20 protein-coding genes are annotated in these 18,842 nt (G+C 66.4%); 10 read left to right on the top strand and 10 right to left on the bottom strand.

Translation table 11 applies throughout. The features are described 5' to 3' along the window. Window positions 1-134 precede the first annotated feature (134 nt). The gene (locus P0Y41_RS16600) at window positions 135-740 is read left to right on the top strand and encodes a DUF7998 family protein (RefSeq protein WP_284063546.1); all 606 of its coding nucleotides are present in this window, start codon (window positions 135-137) and stop codon (window positions 738-740) included. A 243-nt stretch (window positions 741-983) separates the two neighbouring features. Further along, entirely contained in the window at window positions 984-3,131 is a 2,148-nt protein-coding gene (katG, locus tag P0Y41_RS16595) for a catalase/peroxidase HPI (RefSeq protein ID WP_284063545.1), read from the top strand. A gap of 64 nt (window positions 3,132-3,195) precedes the next feature. Here the strand turns inward: katG and P0Y41_RS16590 are convergent, their stop codons facing one another. After that, window positions 3,196-3,495 carry a DUF7526 family protein gene (locus tag P0Y41_RS16590; protein ID WP_284063544.1) on the bottom strand — a complete coding sequence of 100 codons (300 nt, stop codon included), beginning with the start codon at window positions 3,493-3,495 and terminating at the stop codon, window positions 3,196-3,198. A 146-nt stretch (window positions 3,496-3,641) separates the two neighbouring features. Here P0Y41_RS16590 and P0Y41_RS16585 point away from each other — a divergent pair, with 146 nt between their 5' ends. Then, entirely contained in the window at window positions 3,642-4,355 is a 714-nt protein-coding gene (locus P0Y41_RS16585; protein ID WP_284063543.1) for a hypothetical protein, read from the top strand. 17 nt (window positions 4,356-4,372) lie between these two features. On the opposite strand, the gene P0Y41_RS16580 is transcribed toward P0Y41_RS16585, so the two are convergent. Together P0Y41_RS16580 and P0Y41_RS16575 are read right to left on the bottom strand one after the other, a co-directional pair. Further along, window positions 4,373-6,211 (bottom strand): acyl-CoA dehydrogenase family protein, encoded by a 1,839-nt coding sequence (locus P0Y41_RS16580; RefSeq protein ID WP_284063542.1) that lies wholly within the window; start codon window positions 6,209-6,211, stop codon window positions 4,373-4,375. A 60-nt stretch (window positions 6,212-6,271) separates the two neighbouring features. Beyond that, on the bottom strand, window positions 6,272-7,141 hold the full coding sequence (locus tag P0Y41_RS16575; protein ID WP_284063541.1) for a universal stress protein: 870 nt from the start codon (window positions 7,139-7,141) through the stop codon (window positions 6,272-6,274). 121 nt (window positions 7,142-7,262) lie between these two features. Between P0Y41_RS16575 and P0Y41_RS16570 the strand changes: the two genes are divergently transcribed. The 3 genes from P0Y41_RS16570 (at window position 7,263) to P0Y41_RS16560 (ending at window position 9,615) form a co-directional block, all read left to right on the top strand. Then, entirely contained in the window at window positions 7,263-7,562 is a 300-nt protein-coding gene (locus P0Y41_RS16570) for a hypothetical protein (RefSeq protein ID WP_284063540.1), read from the top strand. Between the two features lie 131 nt (window positions 7,563-7,693). Continuing rightward, the gene (locus tag P0Y41_RS16565; protein ID WP_284063539.1) at window positions 7,694-9,145 is read left to right on the top strand and encodes a glycerate kinase type-2 family protein; all 1,452 of its coding nucleotides are present in this window, start codon (window positions 7,694-7,696) and stop codon (window positions 9,143-9,145) included. Between the two features lie 92 nt (window positions 9,146-9,237). Further along, window positions 9,238-9,615, top strand: coding sequence for a truncated hemoglobin (locus P0Y41_RS16560; protein ID WP_284063538.1), 378 nt, complete (start codon window positions 9,238-9,240; stop codon window positions 9,613-9,615). A 9-nt stretch (window positions 9,616-9,624) separates the two neighbouring features. Here P0Y41_RS16560 and P0Y41_RS16555 read toward each other — a convergent pair whose 3' ends face one another. From P0Y41_RS16555 to P0Y41_RS16535, 5 genes are all read right to left on the bottom strand, one after another. Continuing rightward, window positions 9,625-11,058 (bottom strand): FAD-dependent oxidoreductase, encoded by a 1,434-nt coding sequence (locus P0Y41_RS16555; RefSeq protein WP_284063537.1) that lies wholly within the window; start codon window positions 11,056-11,058, stop codon window positions 9,625-9,627. 69 nt (window positions 11,059-11,127) lie between these two features. Further along, window positions 11,128-12,282 carry a cobalamin-independent methionine synthase II family protein gene (locus P0Y41_RS16550; protein ID WP_284063536.1) on the bottom strand — a complete coding sequence of 385 codons (1,155 nt, stop codon included), beginning with the start codon at window positions 12,280-12,282 and terminating at the stop codon, window positions 11,128-11,130. 92 nt (window positions 12,283-12,374) lie between these two features. Next, entirely contained in the window at window positions 12,375-13,028 is a 654-nt protein-coding gene (locus P0Y41_RS16545) for a helix-turn-helix domain-containing protein (protein ID WP_284063535.1), read from the bottom strand. Window positions 13,029-13,094: 66 nt separating this feature from the next. Then, window positions 13,095-13,817: a CPBP family intramembrane glutamic endopeptidase gene (locus P0Y41_RS16540; protein WP_284063534.1), complete on the bottom strand. Its 723-nt coding sequence runs from the start codon at window positions 13,815-13,817 to the stop codon at window positions 13,095-13,097. Beyond that, window positions 13,814-14,701, bottom strand: a complete 888-nt coding sequence (locus P0Y41_RS16535) for an alpha/beta fold hydrolase (RefSeq protein ID WP_284063533.1) — start codon at window positions 14,699-14,701, stop codon at window positions 13,814-13,816. The genes P0Y41_RS16540 and P0Y41_RS16535 overlap by 4 nt, the downstream gene beginning before the upstream one ends. A gap of 170 nt (window positions 14,702-14,871) precedes the next feature. Here P0Y41_RS16535 and P0Y41_RS16530 point away from each other — a divergent pair, with 170 nt between their 5' ends. From P0Y41_RS16530 to P0Y41_RS16520, 3 genes are all read left to right on the top strand, one after another. Next, complete coding sequence (locus P0Y41_RS16530; protein WP_284063532.1) at window positions 14,872-15,276, top strand: CBS domain-containing protein; 405 nt, start codon at window positions 14,872-14,874, stop codon at window positions 15,274-15,276. An 85-nt stretch (window positions 15,277-15,361) separates the two neighbouring features. Next, window positions 15,362-16,054: a metal-dependent hydrolase gene (locus P0Y41_RS16525; protein WP_284063531.1), complete on the top strand. Its 693-nt coding sequence runs from the start codon at window positions 15,362-15,364 to the stop codon at window positions 16,052-16,054. A gap of 2 nt (window positions 16,055-16,056) precedes the next feature. Next, the gene (locus tag P0Y41_RS16520; RefSeq protein WP_284063530.1) at window positions 16,057-16,767 is read left to right on the top strand and encodes a DUF2238 domain-containing protein; all 711 of its coding nucleotides are present in this window, start codon (window positions 16,057-16,059) and stop codon (window positions 16,765-16,767) included. Here P0Y41_RS16520 and P0Y41_RS16515 read toward each other — a convergent pair. Continuing rightward, window positions 16,746-18,008, bottom strand: a complete 1,263-nt coding sequence (locus tag P0Y41_RS16515) for an APC family permease (RefSeq protein WP_284063529.1) — start codon at window positions 18,006-18,008, stop codon at window positions 16,746-16,748. The genes P0Y41_RS16520 and P0Y41_RS16515 overlap by 22 nt on opposite strands. After that, a complete protein-coding gene (locus P0Y41_RS16510) occupies window positions 18,005-18,460 on the bottom strand; it encodes a pyridoxamine 5'-phosphate oxidase family protein (protein ID WP_284063528.1) in 456 nt (151 codons plus the stop codon). Before P0Y41_RS16510 ends, P0Y41_RS16515 begins: the two co-directional genes overlap by 4 nt. Before the next feature lie 87 nt (window positions 18,461-18,547). Between P0Y41_RS16510 and P0Y41_RS16505 the strand changes: the two genes are divergently transcribed. Beyond that, window positions 18,548-18,841: a DUF211 domain-containing protein gene (locus P0Y41_RS16505; RefSeq protein WP_284063527.1), complete on the top strand. Its 294-nt coding sequence runs from the start codon at window positions 18,548-18,550 to the stop codon at window positions 18,839-18,841. The last annotated feature ends 1 nt before the right edge of the window (window position 18,842 follow it).

The following is an 18,842-nucleotide window of genomic DNA, read 5'->3' as shown; positions in this document are numbered from 1 at the left end:
GTGTCCGAACATGTTCCAGAACGACAGTCCGTACAGTCGGTCGCGGAGTTCGCTGCCCGACCCGAACCGTTCGCTCGTCGGAGGCGAACATGTCCGGAGATACGCGTACGTCGGTGGCGTTCATTCCCTCTACCATGTTCGGCAGGGACGACAATGGGCTCTTCGACAGCTACGACGAGTTCGCGGTCGAAACGCTCCCGCACCCGGGCGAATTCCTCACGTCTCACAACGTACTCACCGACGACGACCACATCGCGTTTCACCGGCTGACGCGCGAGCTATTCGAGGAACGGACGGTCTACGATATGACGTTCGATTACAACTTGGCGCGACTGAACTTGGACACAAGGCATACGACCGCCGGCTATCGATACGCCGTGGAGCGTGCTGACGCCGCCGATGCGATCGCGGAGAGAGACAGGTTTGACTCCGTCCTCCGCGCGGAGTTCACGCCGACGACGCCGTTTTGCCCGCAGACGCACACGCTAACGATCGGATCATTCAGGGCGTGGAACGGGCTGTCCGACCGCCACGAGTACGATCTCGTCCGAGTCCGAGCGGCGTCCATGCACAATCAGAGCGAGGCGATCAACGAACGACTCGCCGAACTCGAAGCGGCGTTCGTCGAAACAGGAGATGTGACCGCTGTCCCCGAGGGGGACACAGTCAGTGGGTCGGATTCGATGCGGGCCACGCAGAACGACGGTGCCAGCCGCGGGTCGCCCAACGCCCCGTTCTAGCGGCCGCGTTTTTGCCGACACACTCACTATTCGACCGCTGTTCGCGACTGCGGCATGACTGATTTCCGATGGCTGACCCCTCCAATTGGCCGATCCGAACTGCTCGGTTCCCTGCAGCCTACCCGTTCCGTAATCCCGTAGCACCAATAATAGTTCGCGGATCCGGTACCACGCTTGGGCACAGTGAAGACTTCGTTATCGCGGAAGACAATATTAACATGCGAGGGAGACTTCACTCCGAATATGAATAGATCCACTACGGACTGGTGGCCGGACCAGCTGAATCTAGAGATCCTCGACCAGAACGCCCAGAGCGCCGGGCCGATGGAAGCGGAGTTCGACTACGCGGAGGCGTTCCAGTCGCTCGAGTTCGACGAGGTGAAAGCGGACATCGAGGACGTGATGACGACCTCGCAGGATTGGTGGCCGGCAGACTACGGTCACTACGGTCCCCTGTTCATCCGAATGGCGTGGCACAGCGCCGGGACGTATCGGACGTCCGACGGCCGCGGCGGCGCCTCCGGCGGACGACAGCGCCTCCCGCCGCTCGATAGCTGGCCGGACAACGCGAATCTCGACAAGGCGCGCCGCCTGCTGTGGCCCGTCAAGCAGAAGTACGGTCGCAAGCTGTCCTGGGGCGACCTGATCGTCCTTGCCGGCAACGTCGCTCTCGAATCGATGGGGTTCAAGACGTTCGGCTTCGCCGGCGGCCGTGAAGACGAGTACAAGCCCGACGAGGCGGTCGACTGGGGTCCCGAGGACGAGTTCGAAGCCTCCTCGGAGGAGCGCTTCGACGAAGACGGGAATCTCGAGTGGCCGCTCGGAAACACCGTGATGGGGCTCATTTACGTGAATCCCGAGGGACCCAACGGCGAGCCCGACCTCGAAGGCTCGGCACAGAACATCCGCAGCTCGTTCGGCCAGATGGCCATGAACGACGAGGAGACGGTCGCGCTCATCGCCGGTGGGCACACGTTCGGGAAAGTACACGGCGCCGACGACGCCGAGGAACACGTCGGTCCGGAGCCCGCAGCCGCACCCATGGAGGATCAGGGCTTCGGCTGGGAGAGCGACTTCGGCGAGGGGAAGGGCCCCGACACCATCACGAGCGGTATCGAAGGGCCGTGGAACACCACGCCGACCCAGTGGGACACGAGCTACGTCGACAACCTGCTCGACCACGAGTGGGTGCCCGAGAAGGGCCCCGGCGGCGCGTGGCAGTGGACAACGAAGGAGGGCGAACTCGACGACGCCGCACCGGGTGTGCAGGACCCCTCGGACAAGGAAGACGTGATGATGCTGACGACGGACATCGCCCTGAAGGAGGACCCCGAGTACCGCGAGGTTCTCGAACGGTTCCGAGAGAACCCGATGGAGTTCGGAATGAGCTTCGCGAAGGCGTGGTACAAGCTCATCCACCGCGACATGGGCCCGCCGACTCGGTTCCTCGGCCCGGAGGTCCCCGACGAGGAGATGCTGTGGCAGGATCCCCTCCCGGACGCCGACTACGACCTGATCGACGACACGGAGGCCGCCGAGCTCAAGTCGGAGATCCTCGACACCGACCTGTCGGTCTCCCAGCTTGTCAAGACCGCCTGGGCGTCGGCCTCGACGTACCGCGACAGCGACAAGCGCGGCGGCGCCAACGGCGCCCGCGTCCGTCTCGAGCCCCAGCGCAGTTGGGAAGTGAACGAGCCGGGGGAGCTGGAGACCGTGCTCGACACCCTCGAAGGAGTGCAAAACGAGTTCAACGCATCCCAGTCCGACGGGACGAAGGTGTCGCTCGCGGACCTGATCGTGCTCGGCGGCAACGCCGCTGTCGAGCAGGCGGCCGCTGACGCCGGGTACGATGTCGACATCTCGTTCACCCCCGGACGGACGGACGCCTCACAGGAGCAGACCGACGTCGAGTCGTTCGAGGCGCTCAAGCCGATGGCCGACGGCTTCCGCAACTACCTCAGCGACGAAGCCGAGCGCCGCGCCGAGGATCTGTTGGTCGACAAGTCGGAACTGCTGAACCTGACGGTCGACGAGATGACCGCCCTGCTGGGCGGCATGCGCGCGTTGAACGCCACGTATCAAGACACAGACCGCGGCGTCCTCACGGACGAGCCCGGGACGCTGACCAACGACTTCTTCGTGAACCTGCTGGACATGGGCACGGAGTGGGAGCCGGTCTCGGAGTCGCGCGCGGTCTTCGAAGGCCGCGACCGCCAGACGGGCGAGGTCGAGTGGGAAGCCACCCGCTTCGATCTCATCTTCGGCTCGAACGCCCGCCTGCGCACCGTCTCGGAAGTGTACGCCGCCGAGGACGGCGAGGAGGCGTTCGTCGAGGACTTCGTCGACACCTGGGAGAAGGTCATGCGACTCGACCGCTTCGACCTCGAGTGAGGACGTACTGACCGGGCTCTGACGCCCCCTCACGTCCGTTCGGGTCCTCGTCGTCCGCGTCTGTTCAGTCGCTCGCTTCGACCCCGGCCGCGACGTACACGCCGGCGATCTTGGTCTCATCGACACGCAGCGTCAGCTCTGCGCCCTCGCCCGCGGGCTCGTCGATCACGACGGTCACCGCGTCGAGCGGATCGCGCGCGAGGAACGCGCGAACCCGATCGAGCCACGACTGCCGACCGCCGCGTCGGCCGACGACGACGTGGCGCGAGTCGGCGAGGTCCCGAAGCGTCGGCTGGAGGTCGGCGTCGTCGAGGTCCGCCGGTGCAACTACGTGGAGCACCTCGATCGTGATCGTCTCCGTCACACGTGTGTGTTCCGGGGACGGCCCATTTCCCTGTCGGTGTGGGTCATCGACAGGCAGAATTACCCGGGCGCGCCCGACGCGCCGATGAGTCAAAGACCCGGTTGACCCTACGGCGGGCTTATCGTCGCACCCGCCGATCACCGACTATGCAACACAGACGCGCACTCCTCCGTGCGGCTGGCGGTCTCGGTCTCGCGGGACTCGCCGGCTGCGCCGGCCTCGCGAACGGGACGACCGACCGACCGCTCCCCGACGGCGGAAACGACACTCGACCCTCCGATCGCGAGTACCCACCGGACGCGACGCACCGATCGAGAATCGCGGCACAGGACCCCGCGCCGGAGCTTCCCGTCCGCCCGCGGGTCGGGCTCGCGAACCCGTACGTGACTGACGGCTCGCCGATCGTTGCCCGCCTCGACGTCGTAAACGAAACCGACGAGGCCGTCGTGGTCGGCGAGTATCGGCCGGTGGTGTTCCAGTACGTGAGAAGCGCTGACGGCACGCTCGTCTGGTACCCTCACTCCGAGCGGTCGATCGACGGTGAACCCGACCGATCGGTCCCGGACCTCACACTCGCGGATGACGGATGCTGGCGACTGGCCTCGGGAATCGCACAGACGATGGAGTACGGCACCGTCGAGATCCCCGCTGGCGGGATGCTCACAGCGTTCGTCGGGCTATACGTCACCCACGACGCGGCGAGTGCCGGGGGCGGAAGCGGCTGCTTCCCGACCGGGTCCTTCCGGTTCGAGGCGAGCTACGCGACCCATCCTGATGGCGTCGCCAGCGATACCGGTCCCGCTGCGAGGTGGGGCTTCGACCTGGTCGTCGAGGAAATCGATCCGAACGCGACGACATAGCCGGCGGAGTCAGCCGGTCACTCCTCTGCCCCGAGGACCGCCTCCGGTACCGAATCGGGATCGACGCGCGCGTAGCGAGCGATCGCATCGAAGCGGTCGTCGAGCCCCGTCGACCCCGAAGTTATCCCCCGGGACCGATCCTCGCGGAGGTGCTCGTCGACGAACGCTTCAGTGACGAGCGCGAGCCGCGCGTCCGGGGCGGTCACGCCGTCCCCGTCGGTCCCGCCAGCCGCCCCGTCGTCGGCGAGCGCGTCGTCAGCGCGGTTCAGCAGCAGCGCCGCAGTCGTCACGTCGTAGATCAGATTCGCAAGCTCCTTGGCGTGATACTGGGCATACTCCGTGTCCTCGGCTGCGAGCGTCCCGAGAGACGCCTGTAGTGTCTCGAAGGACTCCCCGATCTCGTCGGCCAGTCCGGCGAGCAGACCGTCGTCGACGGCGAGCAGATCGGAGACGTACGGGATCAACGCCTCGTGGGCGCGCTCCCGTTCGAGCACGCGCAGCACGTCCAGCGAGATGACGTTGGAGGACCCCTCCCAGATGGGGAGCACCTGTGTGTCCCTGAGCAGGCGAGGCGTGGTGTGTTCGCGAACGTAGCCGTTTCCGCCGAGCACCTCCATGCAGTAGGAGGCGACGCCGACGGAGTCGCGGGCGGTACGGTACTTGGCTACCGGGACCAGCACGCGCATGAGTTTGAACGCGCGGTCTGTGTCCTCACCGTCCGCGGCGGGGTTCTCAGTCGCTTCGTCCCCTGCCCGTTTGTACTCGTTGTACCACCGAGCCGCTTCGAACGAAAACGTCGCCGCACCCTCGTACTCGACGGTCAACTCGGCCAGGTCTCGCCGCATCAACGCGTGATCGTCCAAGCGCTTGCCGAACGCCTCGCGGTTGGCCGCGTGGGCCTTCGCCTCCAAGAGCGCGCGCCCCATCACGCCGAGCGCGCCGGTCGCGTTCGTCAGCCGCTCGTAGTTCATCATCTCGGCCATCAGTCTGAAGCCGTCGCCCTCCTCGCCGATCAGATACCCCGTGGCGCCGCGGAACTCGATCTCACCGGTCGGCACCGACAGCGTCCCGAGCTTGTCTTTCAAGCGGCGAAACAGCGAGTCGTTGAGCTCGCCGTCGACCTCCCGCGGGACGAGAAACAACGACAGGCCGGCCGTTCCTTCAGGCGCATCCGGCGTCCGTGCGAGCGCGAGTGCCCCTTGCGCGTCGATGTTCGAACAGAACCACTTCTCGCCGAACAGCCGATACGTGCCGTCGTCTGCGGGGTCGGCGCGAACCTCGTTCGCTCCCACGTCGCTGCCGCCCTGCTTTTCGGTGAGGAACATCGCACCCTCGATGTGTTCGTCCAGATCGGCGCTGGTCAGTCGATCGAAGAACTCGTCGCAGTCGTGATCGGCCGCCTCGAGGGCGATCGCGGCGCCGGTCGTCATCGAAGCCGGGCAGGTGAACCCGACATCGCAGTACGACAGTAACGCCTGCATCGCCAACGCATGCGTGAAGCTCGCCGGATCGTCGCGCCCGGGCGGCGGGTGAAACGGGTCGTGCGTGAGGCGGAACTCCTCGTAGACGACGCGCTCGTTCTCACGCTGGTCGGGGTGGTACTCCACCTCGTTGGTGACCTCGCCGTCGGCGTCGTACGTGTGGAGTTTGGGCGGGTGGCGATCGATCCGGTCTGAACGGTCGGCGATGCCGTGGCCGCACGCGTGCCCGAACCGCTCCAGAACCGGCTCAGCCCATTCAAACTCGTCGTCGGTGGAGGCCCGTTCGACGACAGAGCGCAGCGTCGGATCCATCCGCCAGTAGTTGCAGTGTCGGCCCGCAGAGAGTCGCCCGTAGTCGATGGGACCAGTTGACATGTAGCACGCACTCGGTCGTAGTGGTATGAACGTTGCCGTCGTGCTTCCCCGTTCTCGCGGTCACTCGGGAGCTCTGACGGTGATCACCGGGACCGGCGCCGACCGAACGGTCTTCTCCGCGACGCTTCCCAACAGGATCCGGTCAGTCCCGCGGCGACCGACCGTGCCCATGACGACGGCGTCGATGTCGTGCTCGTCGATGGACTCGAGGAGTTCGGCTTTCGGGTTTCCGTGTACAAGGTGGCGGACCACCTCCGGGACGCCGTGGTCCTCCGCCCTCGCGACGACGTCGTCGAGCGCCTTCGTCGCGGTCGCTTCTCCGGCATCGGCCGAGACCGCCGATCTGACGTCGAGACCGAGTGACTGATCGTCGACGACCGACAGCGCGTGGACGGTCGCGTCGAGTGTCGAGGCGAGCGCCAGCCCGTGATCGGCGGCGACAGTCGCGCACTCGCTGCCGTCGGTTGGGAGAAGGATGTTCTCGTAGGGAAATGAAAGGCGCTCGTCTTCCTGCATTCGAGCCGTCAAAACGGGGACCGCTGAGAGCCGAACGACCTTCTCGCTCACGCTGCCGAGCAGAAACCGAGCGATTCCGGCTCTGGCGTGAGTGGGCATGACGATCAGGTCTGACCCGTACCGCTCGGCGTACTCGGCGATCTCCGGCGCCGGATCCCCCTGTACTACGTCCGTTTCGTAGTCGATGCCGAGCGATCTGAGCATCGCTTCGGCGTCTTCGACGATCTGCTTCCCGTGTCGGACGAGCGTGTCCACGGTCTCTCCCTCGATTACCGTCACCGAATCGCGTGTCGTGTCGGCGACAAAGAGCACGTGGACGGTGGCGTCCGCGAGGTCGGCGATCGCCGCGACGTGTTCTAAGACGGCAGTTGCACCGTCGCTGCCGTCGAACGGGAGGAGGATGTCATCGTACATGGTCGATGACCACTGTTACTCACCGCTATCGCTAATGTGTTGTCACTATACCGTTCGACGCTACGTCGTCGATAGCTATATGTCGAACGATCGTGAACAATAGGTGTGGAGCGTGACATGTATGAACACACCAGACGGGGCGTCGAGTCGGTCGCCGCGGGATCCGGTACCTGAGCTCCCGCGCGCGAACGTGCGGACGGCAGTCGTCCATACCGGCTGCTCGGTGGTCGGTCTGACCGTAACGGTCGCGATCGCCGTCCTGTTTTACGCCGAGCTGGTGGCTGCGGTCGAACTGCTTCAGGTACACCTGTTGACCTCGACCGCGTTGGTGTTCCTGTTCATCTGGCTGTGGGGGGGCGTCTGGGTCGTGGCGGAGGTACTGTGGGCGTGGCGAACCGAACCGCCCGCCGGTAGTCGATAGCGACCGGAGTTGTCAGGCCTTCGGCGGTCGGCCGATCACCGATGCCAGGATCCGGGCTGCGAGTGGAGCGGTTCACAGAGAGCGGGAGCCACGCCGGTGCAATTATGACCGACTCGGTGACTGGATCCGGTATGGCGAACGACGAGCAGTCGTCGGTTCCGACCGCCGACGACCTCGGCGGGGCGTCCCCGACAGACGCAGAACGAACCGCGATAGCCTGTGTAACTGCAGCCATCGAGGCGGCGCTCCCCGCGACAGTCGTCGCCAAGCTCGTCTCGGTCGACGCGAGCGTGCTCTGCGTCGGCGACGGCGCGTACGACCTGGACGCGTACGACCGACTCGTCGTGGTCGGCGGCGGCAAGGCGGCCGACGGCGCCGCCACCGCGCTGGAGGAGCAGCTGGGCGCGCGGATCGACGAGGGGGTGATCGTCGTCGACGCGGTCGACGGAGATTCACCAGAGGAAGACGAGGCGTCGTCCGAAGGCGGCGACCCCCGCCCGGGAGCCGACGTCGACAATTCGCAGATCGACCGAGTCGTCGGCGGTCATCCCGTCCCCACGAGCACTGGCGTCGAGGGCACCGCCCGCGCGGTAGAGTTGGCCCGCTCGGCGGACGAGAACACGCTCGTGCTCGCGCTGGTCACCGGCGGCGCGAGCGCGCTATTCGCGGCGCCCGCCGAGTCCGTCGGGCTGGCGGCGCTGCGCGAGACGACGGATGCGCTGTTGCGCGCTGGCGCCGACATCGACGAGATCAACGCCGTCCGCAAGCACCTCTCGCAAGTGAAAGGCGGCCGGCTCGCGGCGGCGGCCGCGCCCGCGACGGTCGTTGGGATCGCCTTCAGCGACGTGGTCGGTGACGATCTGAGCGTGATAGGCAGCGGCCCGACCGCACCCGACGACTCGACGTACGCGGAGGCGCTCGCCGTGCTCGACCGGTACGGAATCGACGCCCCGGCGGCGGTGGACCGCCACCTACGGCGAGGCGCAGACGGCACAAAAACGGAGACGCCGACCGCCGACGCGACTGTCTTCGATCGGGTCGAGACGCACGTCCTCGCCAACGCGGCGACCGCGCTGGATGCGGCCGCGGCGGCCGCTGCGGACCTGGGGTACGACCCGCTTGTGCTGTCGAGTCGGATCCGGGGAGAAGCCCGAGCGGCGGGTGTGACACACGCCGCGATTGCCGAGGAGGTCGCCGACTCTGGAAACCCGGTCGAGCCGCCGGCGGTCGTCCTCTCGGGCGGGGAGACGACGGTGACCGTCGATGGCGACGGCTCTGGGGGCCCGAACCTCGAGTGCGCCCTCGCCGCCGGGCTCGAGTTCGCACGCCCCGAGTCGCCGGTCGCGGAGCGACCGGTGGCGTTTCTCGCGGCGGACACGGACGGGCACGACGGCAGCACCGACGCCGCGGGCGCGCTCGTGACGCCGCAGACGATCGCGGACGCGGCTGACGCGGCGGCTGCGCGGACCGCGCTCGACGACAACGACGCGCTCCCCGCGTTGCGCGAGCGGGACGCGGTGGTCCAAACCGGGGCGACCGGGACGAACGTCAACGACTTCCGTGTCCTCGTCGTCGAGGAGTGAGTCGCTGTCGGCGCGCCCTCGCCGTCCCCCGGCCGGCGCGACGGGGTCGGTCGAGCGGAACGCATTTTCCGGTCAACGTCGACCACGTATCCATGGCGAGCGACACGCTGTACGACCGTCTCGGTGGCCACGAGGGGATCCGAGCAGTGGTGGACGAGTTCTACGACAGGCTCGAAGCCGATGAGGAGTTGGGCCCGTTGTTCGAGGACGCCGACATGGAGCGGCTCCGGGAGACGCAGACAGACTTCCTGTGTGAGGCGGCGGGGGGGCCAGAGACGTACGACGCAGCGCCCGTCCGAGAGGCCCACCTCCACGTCCCCTTCACCGCAGAGCGTATTCAACGAGCCGTGGACCTGCTGTACGAGAGCCTAGACGCGTTCGACGTCGATGAAGCGGACGCCGACGCCGTCGTCGAGGCGGTCGCCGCCTACGAGGCGGATCTATTGGCGGGGGAAAACGGAGACGAGTAGATCGAGAGGTCAGTTCTCTATCGCGCCGTTCAGCACCTTCGCCGCGACGAGGACCGGGTCCCAGACGGGACTGAACGGCGGCGCGTACGCCAGGTCCAGTCGTTCGACCTCGTCGATGGTGAGTCCGCCCTCTAGGGCAGTCGCGACGGTGTCGATGCGGACCGCCGCTCGGTCTGTTCCGACGATCGACCCCCCGATGAGCCGCTCGCTGTCCCGGTCGGCAACGAGCGTGACGGTCGTCTCCTCGCTCCCGGGGTAGTACCCTGAGCGCGACCCCGCAGTGATCGTCCGTGAGATTGGATCGAACCCGGCCTCACGAGCCTCGTCGGCGTCGACGAACCCAGTCCGGCCACACTCCTCATCGAACGCCTTGACCACGGCCGTGCCCGCGATTCCGCCGGTTTCTGTCGGTGTCCCGGCCAGCGTTTGGCCGATCGCCCGGCCGGCGCGGTTCGCCGTCAGCCCGAGCGGCACCCACGTGGGTTCACCCGTGACGACGTGGCGGTCCTCGGCACAGTCGCCGGCGGCGTACACGCCCTCGACGGCGGTCTCGCCGTATTCGTCGACGGCGATCGCGCCCATCTCGCCCAGTTCGACTGGCGTGTCATCGACGATCTCGACGTTCGGCACGACACCGACCCCCACGACCGCAAGATCCGCGTCGAGAGTCGATCCGTCGCCGCAGCGAACGCCGGCGACCCGTCCATCCTCGCCGAGCAACTCGTCGACCTCGGCGCCGAGATGAAGATCGACGCCTCGCTCCCGGAGGTGGTCGACGACCGTCTCCCCCACGGCTTCGCCGAACGTCGGGACTGGCAGCGCCGAGCGTTGGAACAGATGCACGTCGACGTCCCAGGCGTCGAGCGCTTCTGCCATCTCGACGCCGACATACCCGCCGCCGACGATCGCGGCGGTCTCGGGCGGCTCCATCGCGCCGTACCGTTTGAGCTCCGCTTTATCGACGTAGTCGCCGCCGCCGAGGTCGTCAACGGCGAACTCCGCAGGCTGGGTCAGGAGGGCGCGCACGGCCGCCGCCGAGTCCAGCCCGTGGATCGTGAACGCCCCGGTTAATTCGCTCCCAGCGATCGGAGCAGTCCGGGCGCGCGCACCCGTCGCGACGACCAACTCGCCGTAGGGCTGGTCGAACGCGCTGTCGGGACCCTCAACGGTGACCGTCCGGGTTTCGGTGTCGACACTAACGACCTCGTGTTCGCGTCGGAGGTCGATCCCCCGCTCGTCGATCTCCGCTGGCGACAACGACAGCAGGTCGTCGAGCGTGTCAACCTCGCCTTTGACGAAGTACGGCTCGCCGCAGTGGGCGTACGACACCCATCTGCCGCGCTCGAACACGATCACCTCGCGATCGGGGTCATCCCGAGAGAGTTTACTCGCCGCGCTCAACCCCGCCGCGTCGCCGCCGACGATAACGACCGGATCAGTCACGTCCGACGGTGACCGGGAGACGACTTACAGCTATCGCCGGTTGGCGCTCGCCTTGCACGCGAGGTGACGTCAGGACAGCCGGTCGGTGGCGATTGCGGCGCCCTCGTCGAGCGCCTCGAGTTTCGCCCACGCGATCTCCGGGTCGACCATGCCGAGCCCGGCCTGCGTGCCGAAGCCGCAGTCAGGAGCGGCGACCAGCGGCGTCGAGTCGTCGACCGCGTCGGCGACGCGTTCCAGCCGGTCGGCGATCGTCTCCGGATGGTCGATGACGTTCGTCTTCACGTCGACGACGCCCGGGATCAGCGTCCAGCCGTCGGGCACCGGCTGTTCGGCGAACGCGCGGTACTCGTGCTGGTGGCGCGGGTTCGCCTGCTCGACGCTGAGCCCGGAAATATCGGCCTCGTAGATCTCGGGGAGCAACTCGACGAGGTCCGCGTCGAGGTGGTGGGGTCCCTCGTAGCTCCCCCAGCAGGTGTGCAGGCGGACCTGATCGGCGGGGACGTTCGACAGTGCCTCGTTTATCGCTTGCACGTGCAGGCGCGTCGCCGCTTTGATCTCCGTTAAGGGAGCGTCGGCGTACGCCGCGGTGTGACCGACCGTGAGTAACTCCGGCGCGTCGATCTGCAGCGTCAGCCCCGCGTCGGCGACGAGCTCATACTCTTCAGCCATCGCGTCGGCGACGGCGAAAAGGTACTCGTCGTAGGAGTCGTAGTGCTCGTTGACGTGCGTGGCGGTGACGACGCTCGGCGACGCGGCGGTCATGAACGTTTCGTCGAAGTCGGCGCCGACGGCGTCGACCGCCTCCCGAAATCCCGCGATCTCGGCTTCGGCCTCTTCGCGGCCCGTGTACTCGACCGGGTCGGTGACGACGGGGTGCATCGAAAGATCGATGACGTCCGTCTTGAACGTCTCCGCGGCGTACTCGGGGAACGCCTGGAGGTCAGCCCACAGCTCCTGTTCTTGCTTCCCCTCGATCCCGCTGAGCCGATCTGCGACGTACCAGTTGAACGAGACCCGCGACTGCTCGCCGTTGTTAACAACGTCGATGCCCGCTTCTGCCTGCCGCCTGACCACGTCGCGCGTCGCGTCCGCGACGGTCTCGTCCCATTCCTCGTCGTCGACCGCTTTGCCGTCTTGCCGGGCCGTAAGGAGATCCAGTAGTTCGGGCGGTCGCGGGAGGCTTCCGACGTGTGTCGTCCGGATTCGATTTTCGGTAGCTGCCATGAGTACGTAGATTCATAATATATCTCGAATCGAATATAACTCATGGTACTCTCAATTCGGTCCGGGTTCCCGCAACTGCCCTCGACTCCCCGTCACTGATCCCCGGTCGTTCCGACATACCCGCGGATCACGGACGCCTCGGCCTTTCGAACGAGTTCGCCTGCGGTGCTTGTCGAGCAGTCGAGTACCGCTGCGATGTCGGCGATCGTTCCATCCCGGGGAACTTCGTAATACCCCACCGAGACGGCGGCCTCTAACGCTGAATCCTGGCGATCGGTGATGCGCGAGGAACGGGTCTGCCGCTCGAACTCCTGGACCAACTCGATCGCGAGATCCCCGTGGGTAGAGAGTCGGTCGTGAAACTCGCTGAGGGCAGTTGACTCCCCGACTGCGTCGAATCGAATGTTACCGGAGTCAAGAAAGACGACGGGGGTTAAAAAAATGACTCGCGCGGCTGCGATCGCGTCGAGAAGTACCGCCGGGAACTCGTATGAGTCTTGTCGAAGAAACGCGTAGGTCCCGTCAGCGCTCTCAACGAAGTGGGTATCGAGGAGGGAGTCGATCCCCGCGACGGCCGCGGCCGTGGCGTTCTTTCCACCGTCACACCAGAACAGTGTCGTCGCGTCCGCGGTCGGACTCCACATCAACAGCTCGGCCCGCGAGAGAGGTCCACCGTCGATGATCCGCCGGTGAAACGGGTGGACGAGACGATCGGGGTAGGTCACGGAGAACCGGATTCGTTTCATACTGTCCGTGAATCGGTGTCGGCCGACCCGCATATCAATCGTTCCTCCGAGCACGACGATGGGCGCTCATCCGAGTTTGACGACGATCACGTATGCGAACAGGTTGTTCAGTACGTGCATCACCACTGCTCCCACGAGATTCTCATAGCGGATCCGAAGGATCGCCGGGAGGATCCCCCACGCTGAAATGAAGATCGTCCCACCGACACCGAAGTTCGGCAGATGAATGACGGCGAACAGGGCAGTCATGACAACCGTCGCGCTCACAGATCCGATCCCGCGGTCGGTGAGGGCTCCAAGCACGAGTCCTCGATACAGGATCTCTTCGGTCACCGGCGCCAGCACGACCGCGCCAGCGACGACCGCGAATACCGTCATGGGATCGTTCAACGAGTAGGAGAACCCAGACATCTGGACACCGAGTACCGCATTCACTCGAGCAGTCACCTGATACACGCCCAACCCCGCCAGGAACGCACCGAGGGACCCAGCGACTTCCCCCGCAGACGGTCGGTGAAATACGAACACCGACTCGCGCCGTTTTGGTGTCAGTATCACGTACAGGATCGCGACCACAAGGAGGTTGACACAGCCGTAAATGAGGTATGACAGGGCCCCCGAACCGCCAGCCTCCGGCGTACCTGCGAGCAGGCGATGAGAAGCGTACAACGCAGACACGATCGGAACAGGAAGGAGCGTGATCGTCAGAACGGTTCCGAGACGGTCACCCGGCGAGTCTCGGATGCGGACTCGCCTCATTAGTTGATCGATCCCAGTTGCCTCGGTCATCGATCTCCCCCGCACACCTCGGGGATGCTTCTGGTCAGTGTTCGGATGTGGTCGGCGCCTTGGAGCACGTGCAACTGTGCGGTCGGTAGTTCCCGTTCGAGCCAGTGCGCCCCGTCGATCGGAACGTTCGTGTCCGTATCACCGTACCACAGGCCCACACTCGGAGTGATCGAGGCAAAGTCGACGTCCCAATCCGTTGCGGTAGTACGGAACTCGGTGACGGCACCGCCCCGTCGCTCCGCGAGCGCCTCAACGAAATCCGCACGAACGATCGCTGCCACGTCTTCGGAAATCGGATCGTCGACCTCGGCGCTGGTGTACTGATCGACGACGAACGACGGGTCCAGCCGCTCTGCGAGCCACGCCTGGCCCCGAAACAATCCGCCAAGGACCGACGGCGCACTCGTGGCAAGCCGGGTCACAAGTCGCTGTACCGCGGGCATGTTGCCGTCGGCAGACGGCGGGGTGGCTCCGGCGATCACGTCGACATGCTCTATCCGATCAGGTCGATCAGCAGCCGTCGCGAGGGCATACGGCCCACCCCCGGAGAACCCGACGATGTCAGCCGTTTCCACGCCGGCGTCGTCGAGTACCGGGGTGACGAACTCGGCGGCGTCGCGGATCGACCGGTCCGGCCACGACGGGGAGCGCCCGTATCCCGGTCTGTCCGGGGCGAGGACTCGAACTCCGCGCTTCCGAGCGGGGCGGTCGAGGAGTTTCCCTAGCAGTCGCGACCCGGGGGTTCCATGTAAGAAGACGACAGGGGCGCCGTCCGGTCGACCGTACTCGGTGTACGATATTGGCCGCCCGTCTGCGGCGCGAGCAACACTCGCTTCGTGCGGCTCAGACTGTGAGTCGTCAGCGGGCGTAGCAACCGTTGACATCATCACTACTTGCAGGAGGAACTGTGTACAAATGGTGCCGGACGTATGCGGGAGTTTATACTATCACGGAGAAAGAGTGTTATACAATTGTCAAATGTCGAGAACCACTTGTCCGATATACCTTCCAGCGGGTCGATCGGTTATGTGGGAGAATGACTGTCTCAGATCTGATGCGAACCGATGTCGTCACCGCCCGGACGGACACACAAGCCGGCGAGCTTGCCGCCAAGATGCGCGACGAACAAGTCGGCAGCGTCGTCATCACCGAGGACGGACGCCCGATCGGAATCGTCACCGACCGAGACCTCGCACTCGGCGTCGTCGCCGAGAGCGCGGATCCACAAACACGAACTGCTGCCGACGTCATGACTGACGAACTGAGCACAGTTCCGTCCGATATCGGCGTCTTCGAACTGTGCGACGAGTTCGCCGACGCCCGCGTCCGGCGGATGCCGGTCGTCGACGACGACGGCGCGCTCGCGGGGATCATCACTCTCGATGACCTTCACGTGCTGCTCACTACCGAACAGCACGACCTCGCGAGAGCCGTCCAGTCGGCGATCCCACCGTACTGAGCGACGAGGCACCGAGACAACGAGACGTGTCAGCGAATCACGCGGCACGTTCAAACGCGTGGGCCCCGTCGGCCCCGGCACAGCCATGATGCTCCCCACCCACGCGCTTGCTGGAGCCGCCCTTGCGGTCCCGCTGGCGGCAGTCGCGCCTGAGGCGGCCGCGCTCGTGCTCGCGGCGGGACTGGTGGGCGGTGCCCTCCCGGATCTGGACCTGTACGTGGGACATCGCCGCACGCTCCACTTCCCGGTGTACTACTCGGCGGCCACAGCCGTCGCCGTCCCGTCGGCCTTCTTTTTCGACACGGTCGCGAGCGCCGTGATCGCCGCCGGACTCGTCGGCGCGGCCGCACACAGCGTCGCCGACGTGTTCGGCGGCGGGTTGGAGCTGCGACCCTGGCGCGCGACGGCAGACCGCGCAGTGTACGACCACTTCAACGGGCGCTGGATCGCGCCCCGTCGATGGATCCGGTACGACGGCGCGCCCGAAGACCTGCTGCTGTCGGCGACGCTCGCGGCCGGACTGTGGGGCGTCGTCGACGGACCGCTGCAGTTCGTCGTCGCCGGCGCGCTCACAATCGCGGCCGTCTACACCGTCGTCCGACGGATCCTCCCGCGACTCGTCGAGCTGATCGTCCCCGCGCTCCCGGCGGACATCGTGTCCGCGCTTCCCGCGCGCTACCGACCGCACGCGGCGACTGAGACGGACGATGGCGGACGCGACACGCAGGCGAGTTCGCGCGGCGATCGCAGCGGTCGTGTCGCACGAAATGGCCGGTAGCTATGCACGATGCGGTCCACCTCGGTGCCGTCTCCCTGCAGATCGGGATCGCTGCCGGCGGCGTCCTCGCAGTCCGACGCGGTGACGCGGCCGCCGCGTTCAACGCGGCGTTCGCGCTGACGGTCGCGCTGTTTCCGTTCGGACTGTCAGTAACCGGGCCCCCGGCAGTCGCGGAGGCGGTCGCCGGCTCCTCGGAACTGTTGCTGTGGGTCGCGCTGGCAGGGTTCCTGCACGTCGTCGGGATGCTCGGCTGGTACGACACCGTCTGGTGGTGGGATCACCTCACGCACACCGTCTCGGCGGCGCTGGCAGCCTCGATAGTGTACAGCGGGCTGGTCGTTATCTCACGCCCGCCAGTCGGTCTCGGCCTCACGAGCGTCGCCCTTGCAGGCGCAACGGTCGGGTTCGTGCTCGCCCTCGGCGTGTTCTGGGAACTCGGCGAACTGTTCGCTCGGGATATCGCCGAGTGGCTCGATATCGAACCGGTGTTGGTCCACTACGGCTGGCGCGACACGGCCTTGGACCTCGTGTTCGATCTCGTCGGCGCGCTCGTCGTCGTCGTCATGGACCTCAGCCTGTCCGTCGCTATCGCCGCCACGTCGCCTACTGCGACGCGGACCGCCCTGGTGTGGACGGGCTGGGCAGTCAGCGGCGGGTCGGCACTCCTGGCGACAGGATTAGTCGCCTCACACTACACGAGCGAGTCGAGGTAGAACACGAACAGTCCGAGGGAGGTGAGCACACCGAGCGCCGCCGTGACGGAGATCCGCCCGACCGTCAGCGGCGCGGTGAAGCCGCTCGTGTCCTCCGGATGGACGTACCGCAAGCGGACGAGCGCCGCGTTCACGGCCACGAACACGGCCAACAGCGCTCCGTTCGCGATGCCGGCGACGACCACGAGGTCGTCGAGGAGAACAAACGGGATCGTGAGCGCCGCCACGAGCGCGATCGCGAGATGGGGGGTCCGTCGTTCGGGGTGGATGCGAGAGAACGCTGTCGGGAACGAGCGGTACTCGGACTTCGAGACGCCGTACGTCAGTCGCGAGGTCGACACCAGCAGGATGAGCACGGTGTTGGCCGTCGACGTGAGCGCGATCGCGGCGACGACGCTGCCGACCGCCGCGCCGCCGCCCGCCTCGGCGACGAACGCGAGCGGCGACCCCGACGCACCGAGGACGGCCGAGTCGACGAGTCCGACGGCCGAGAACGCGACAAGAACGTACAGCACGGTCGTGATGATGATTGCGAGGACGACCGCGCGGGGGATTGTCCGCGTCGGGTCCTCGGTCTCCTCGGCGACGTTCACGATCGAGCCGAAGCCGAGGTACGCGAAGAACACGAGGAACGTCGCCTCGACGATGCCGAGCCCGCCGCCGGGGAGCGCGAACACGTCCACTGTGCCCCACGTCCGTGCGCCGACCCAGATGACGATAGCTAGACCGGCGATCTCGGCGATCGTAAATACGAGGTTGAGCTTCGCAGAGAGGTCGATCCCCCAGTAGTTGACCCCGGAGGCGACGAGCACGAGCCCGAGGGCGGCGGCTGCGGTCGGCACGTTCGCGAATCCGGAGAGGTAGCCCGCGAACGCGATCGCGACGGCGGCCGTCGAGACGACCCCGACGAACACGCGTAAGACGGCGACGACCTCCGCGAGTCGTTTGTTGTCGAACGCCTCGCGGACGTACACGTAATCGCCCTCGCCGCGCGGGAACCGCGACGCGAGTTCCGCGTAGCTGAGGCCGGTGAAGGACGCGGCGACCGCCGCCAACAGGAACGCCAGCGGTACCGACTCACCGGCGACGCCCGCGGCGGCGCCGAGGATCGCGTAGATCCCTGCACCGAGGATGAGTCCGACGCCGTAGACCACGACCTCGAATAGCCCGAGGTCTCGCCGGAGTGACGGAGCGGCGGCCGCGGTCGTGTCCGTCGCTCCGGGGTCGTCCGGAGCGCTCACACGTCGGGGCTCGACTCTTTGCGCCCGGTGAGGCTATCCGGGACGAGCCGGTAGAACTCGAACTGCACGTCCGCCGTCGGTCGCCCAAAGATGTCGACGAGCGGGATGCCCACCCGATTCAGCCCAGCCAGCGTTTCCGTGGAGATGTCGCCGTCGGTGGTGCGTTCGAGCCGGCCGGACGCGACGACGCTGTGCCACTGGTCGCCGACGGTATCGTACGTGACGAACGCGACCGCGCGGTCGGCAAGCGGGGGCTTCTCGCTGTCACTACCGACGGCCAGCCGGAAGTAGAACGTCTCCTCGTGCCCGTCGTAGCCGTACGAGACGGGGACGCTGTGGGGCGGCTGCTCGCCGTCTCTCTCGGCGTGCAGTGAGAGGACGCCGACGCCGCCGGCGCCGAGAAACTCGTCGCGTTCGTCGTCGTCCATCGTCACTGGATCGGGGGCGCTCATACCGGGAATACGTCACCAAAGGTGAAAAAACAGGTCGGCGGCTCCCAGCGGCCGACCTATTATACGCTATCCGACGTATTCACCGACATGGCATCTGTTCGCAAGGTCGTCGTCGACGTCTTGAAGCCGCACGCGCCGCCGCTCGTCGAGTTCACCGAACGGGTGAACGAAACGCCAGGCGTCGACTCCGCGAGCTCCCGACTCATCGAACTGGACCGCGAGGTGCAGAACATCGCGGTGACCGTCGAGGGCGAACCGATCGACTACGACGCCGTCGTCGAGACCATCGACGGGCTCGGGGCGACGGTCCACTCGGTGGACGAGGTGACCTGCGGCGACCGGCCCTCAGGCGACACGCTCGCACCGGAATCGGACGACTGAT

Origin of the sequence: Halobaculum halobium (assembly GCF_030127145.1) — an archaeon.
Classification (GTDB): domain Archaea; phylum Halobacteriota; class Halobacteria; order Halobacteriales; family Haloferacaceae; genus Halobaculum; species Halobaculum halobium.
Note: the sequence above shows the minus strand (reverse complement) of the source record. Positions and strands in the feature narration are given on the sequence as shown.

Excerpts from the sequence above, each read along its gene's own strand:
- P0Y41_RS16520 (WP_284063530.1), top strand. The coding sequence starts at position 16,057 with ATGCACGATGCGGTCCACCTCGGTGCCGTCTCCCTGCAGATCGGGATC.
- P0Y41_RS16580 (WP_284063542.1), bottom strand. The coding sequence starts at position 6,211 with ATGTCAACTGGTCCCATCGACTACGGGCGACTCTCTGCGGGCCGACAC.
- P0Y41_RS16540 (WP_284063534.1), bottom strand. The coding sequence starts at position 13,817 with ATGACCGAGGCAACTGGGATCGATCAACTAATGAGGCGAGTCCGCATC.
- P0Y41_RS16535 (WP_284063533.1), bottom strand. The coding sequence starts at position 14,701 with ATGTCAACGGTTGCTACGCCCGCTGACGACTCACAGTCTGAGCCGCAC.
- P0Y41_RS16600 (WP_284063546.1), top strand. The coding sequence starts at position 135 with ATGTTCGGCAGGGACGACAATGGGCTCTTCGACAGCTACGACGAGTTC.
- P0Y41_RS16510 (WP_284063528.1), bottom strand. The coding sequence starts at position 18,460 with ATGAGCGCCCCCGATCCAGTGACGATGGACGACGACGAACGCGACGAG.
- P0Y41_RS16530 (WP_284063532.1), top strand. The coding sequence starts at position 14,872 with ATGCGAACCGATGTCGTCACCGCCCGGACGGACACACAAGCCGGCGAG.
- P0Y41_RS16565 (WP_284063539.1), top strand. The coding sequence starts at position 7,694 with ATGGCGAACGACGAGCAGTCGTCGGTTCCGACCGCCGACGACCTCGGC.
- P0Y41_RS16560 (WP_284063538.1), top strand. The coding sequence starts at position 9,238 with ATGGCGAGCGACACGCTGTACGACCGTCTCGGTGGCCACGAGGGGATC.
- P0Y41_RS16550 (WP_284063536.1), bottom strand. The coding sequence starts at position 12,282 with ATGGCAGCTACCGAAAATCGAATCCGGACGACACACGTCGGAAGCCTC.
- P0Y41_RS16505 (WP_284063527.1), top strand. The coding sequence starts at position 18,548 with ATGGCATCTGTTCGCAAGGTCGTCGTCGACGTCTTGAAGCCGCACGCG.
- katG (WP_284063545.1), top strand. The coding sequence starts at position 984 with ATGAATAGATCCACTACGGACTGGTGGCCGGACCAGCTGAATCTAGAG.
- P0Y41_RS16575 (WP_284063541.1), bottom strand. The coding sequence starts at position 7,141 with ATGTACGATGACATCCTCCTCCCGTTCGACGGCAGCGACGGTGCAACT.
- P0Y41_RS16570 (WP_284063540.1), top strand. The coding sequence starts at position 7,263 with ATGAACACACCAGACGGGGCGTCGAGTCGGTCGCCGCGGGATCCGGTA.
- P0Y41_RS16525 (WP_284063531.1), top strand. The coding sequence starts at position 15,362 with ATGATGCTCCCCACCCACGCGCTTGCTGGAGCCGCCCTTGCGGTCCCG.
- P0Y41_RS16545 (WP_284063535.1), bottom strand. The coding sequence starts at position 13,028 with ATGAAACGAATCCGGTTCTCCGTGACCTACCCCGATCGTCTCGTCCAC.
- P0Y41_RS16585 (WP_284063543.1), top strand. The coding sequence starts at position 3,642 with ATGCAACACAGACGCGCACTCCTCCGTGCGGCTGGCGGTCTCGGTCTC.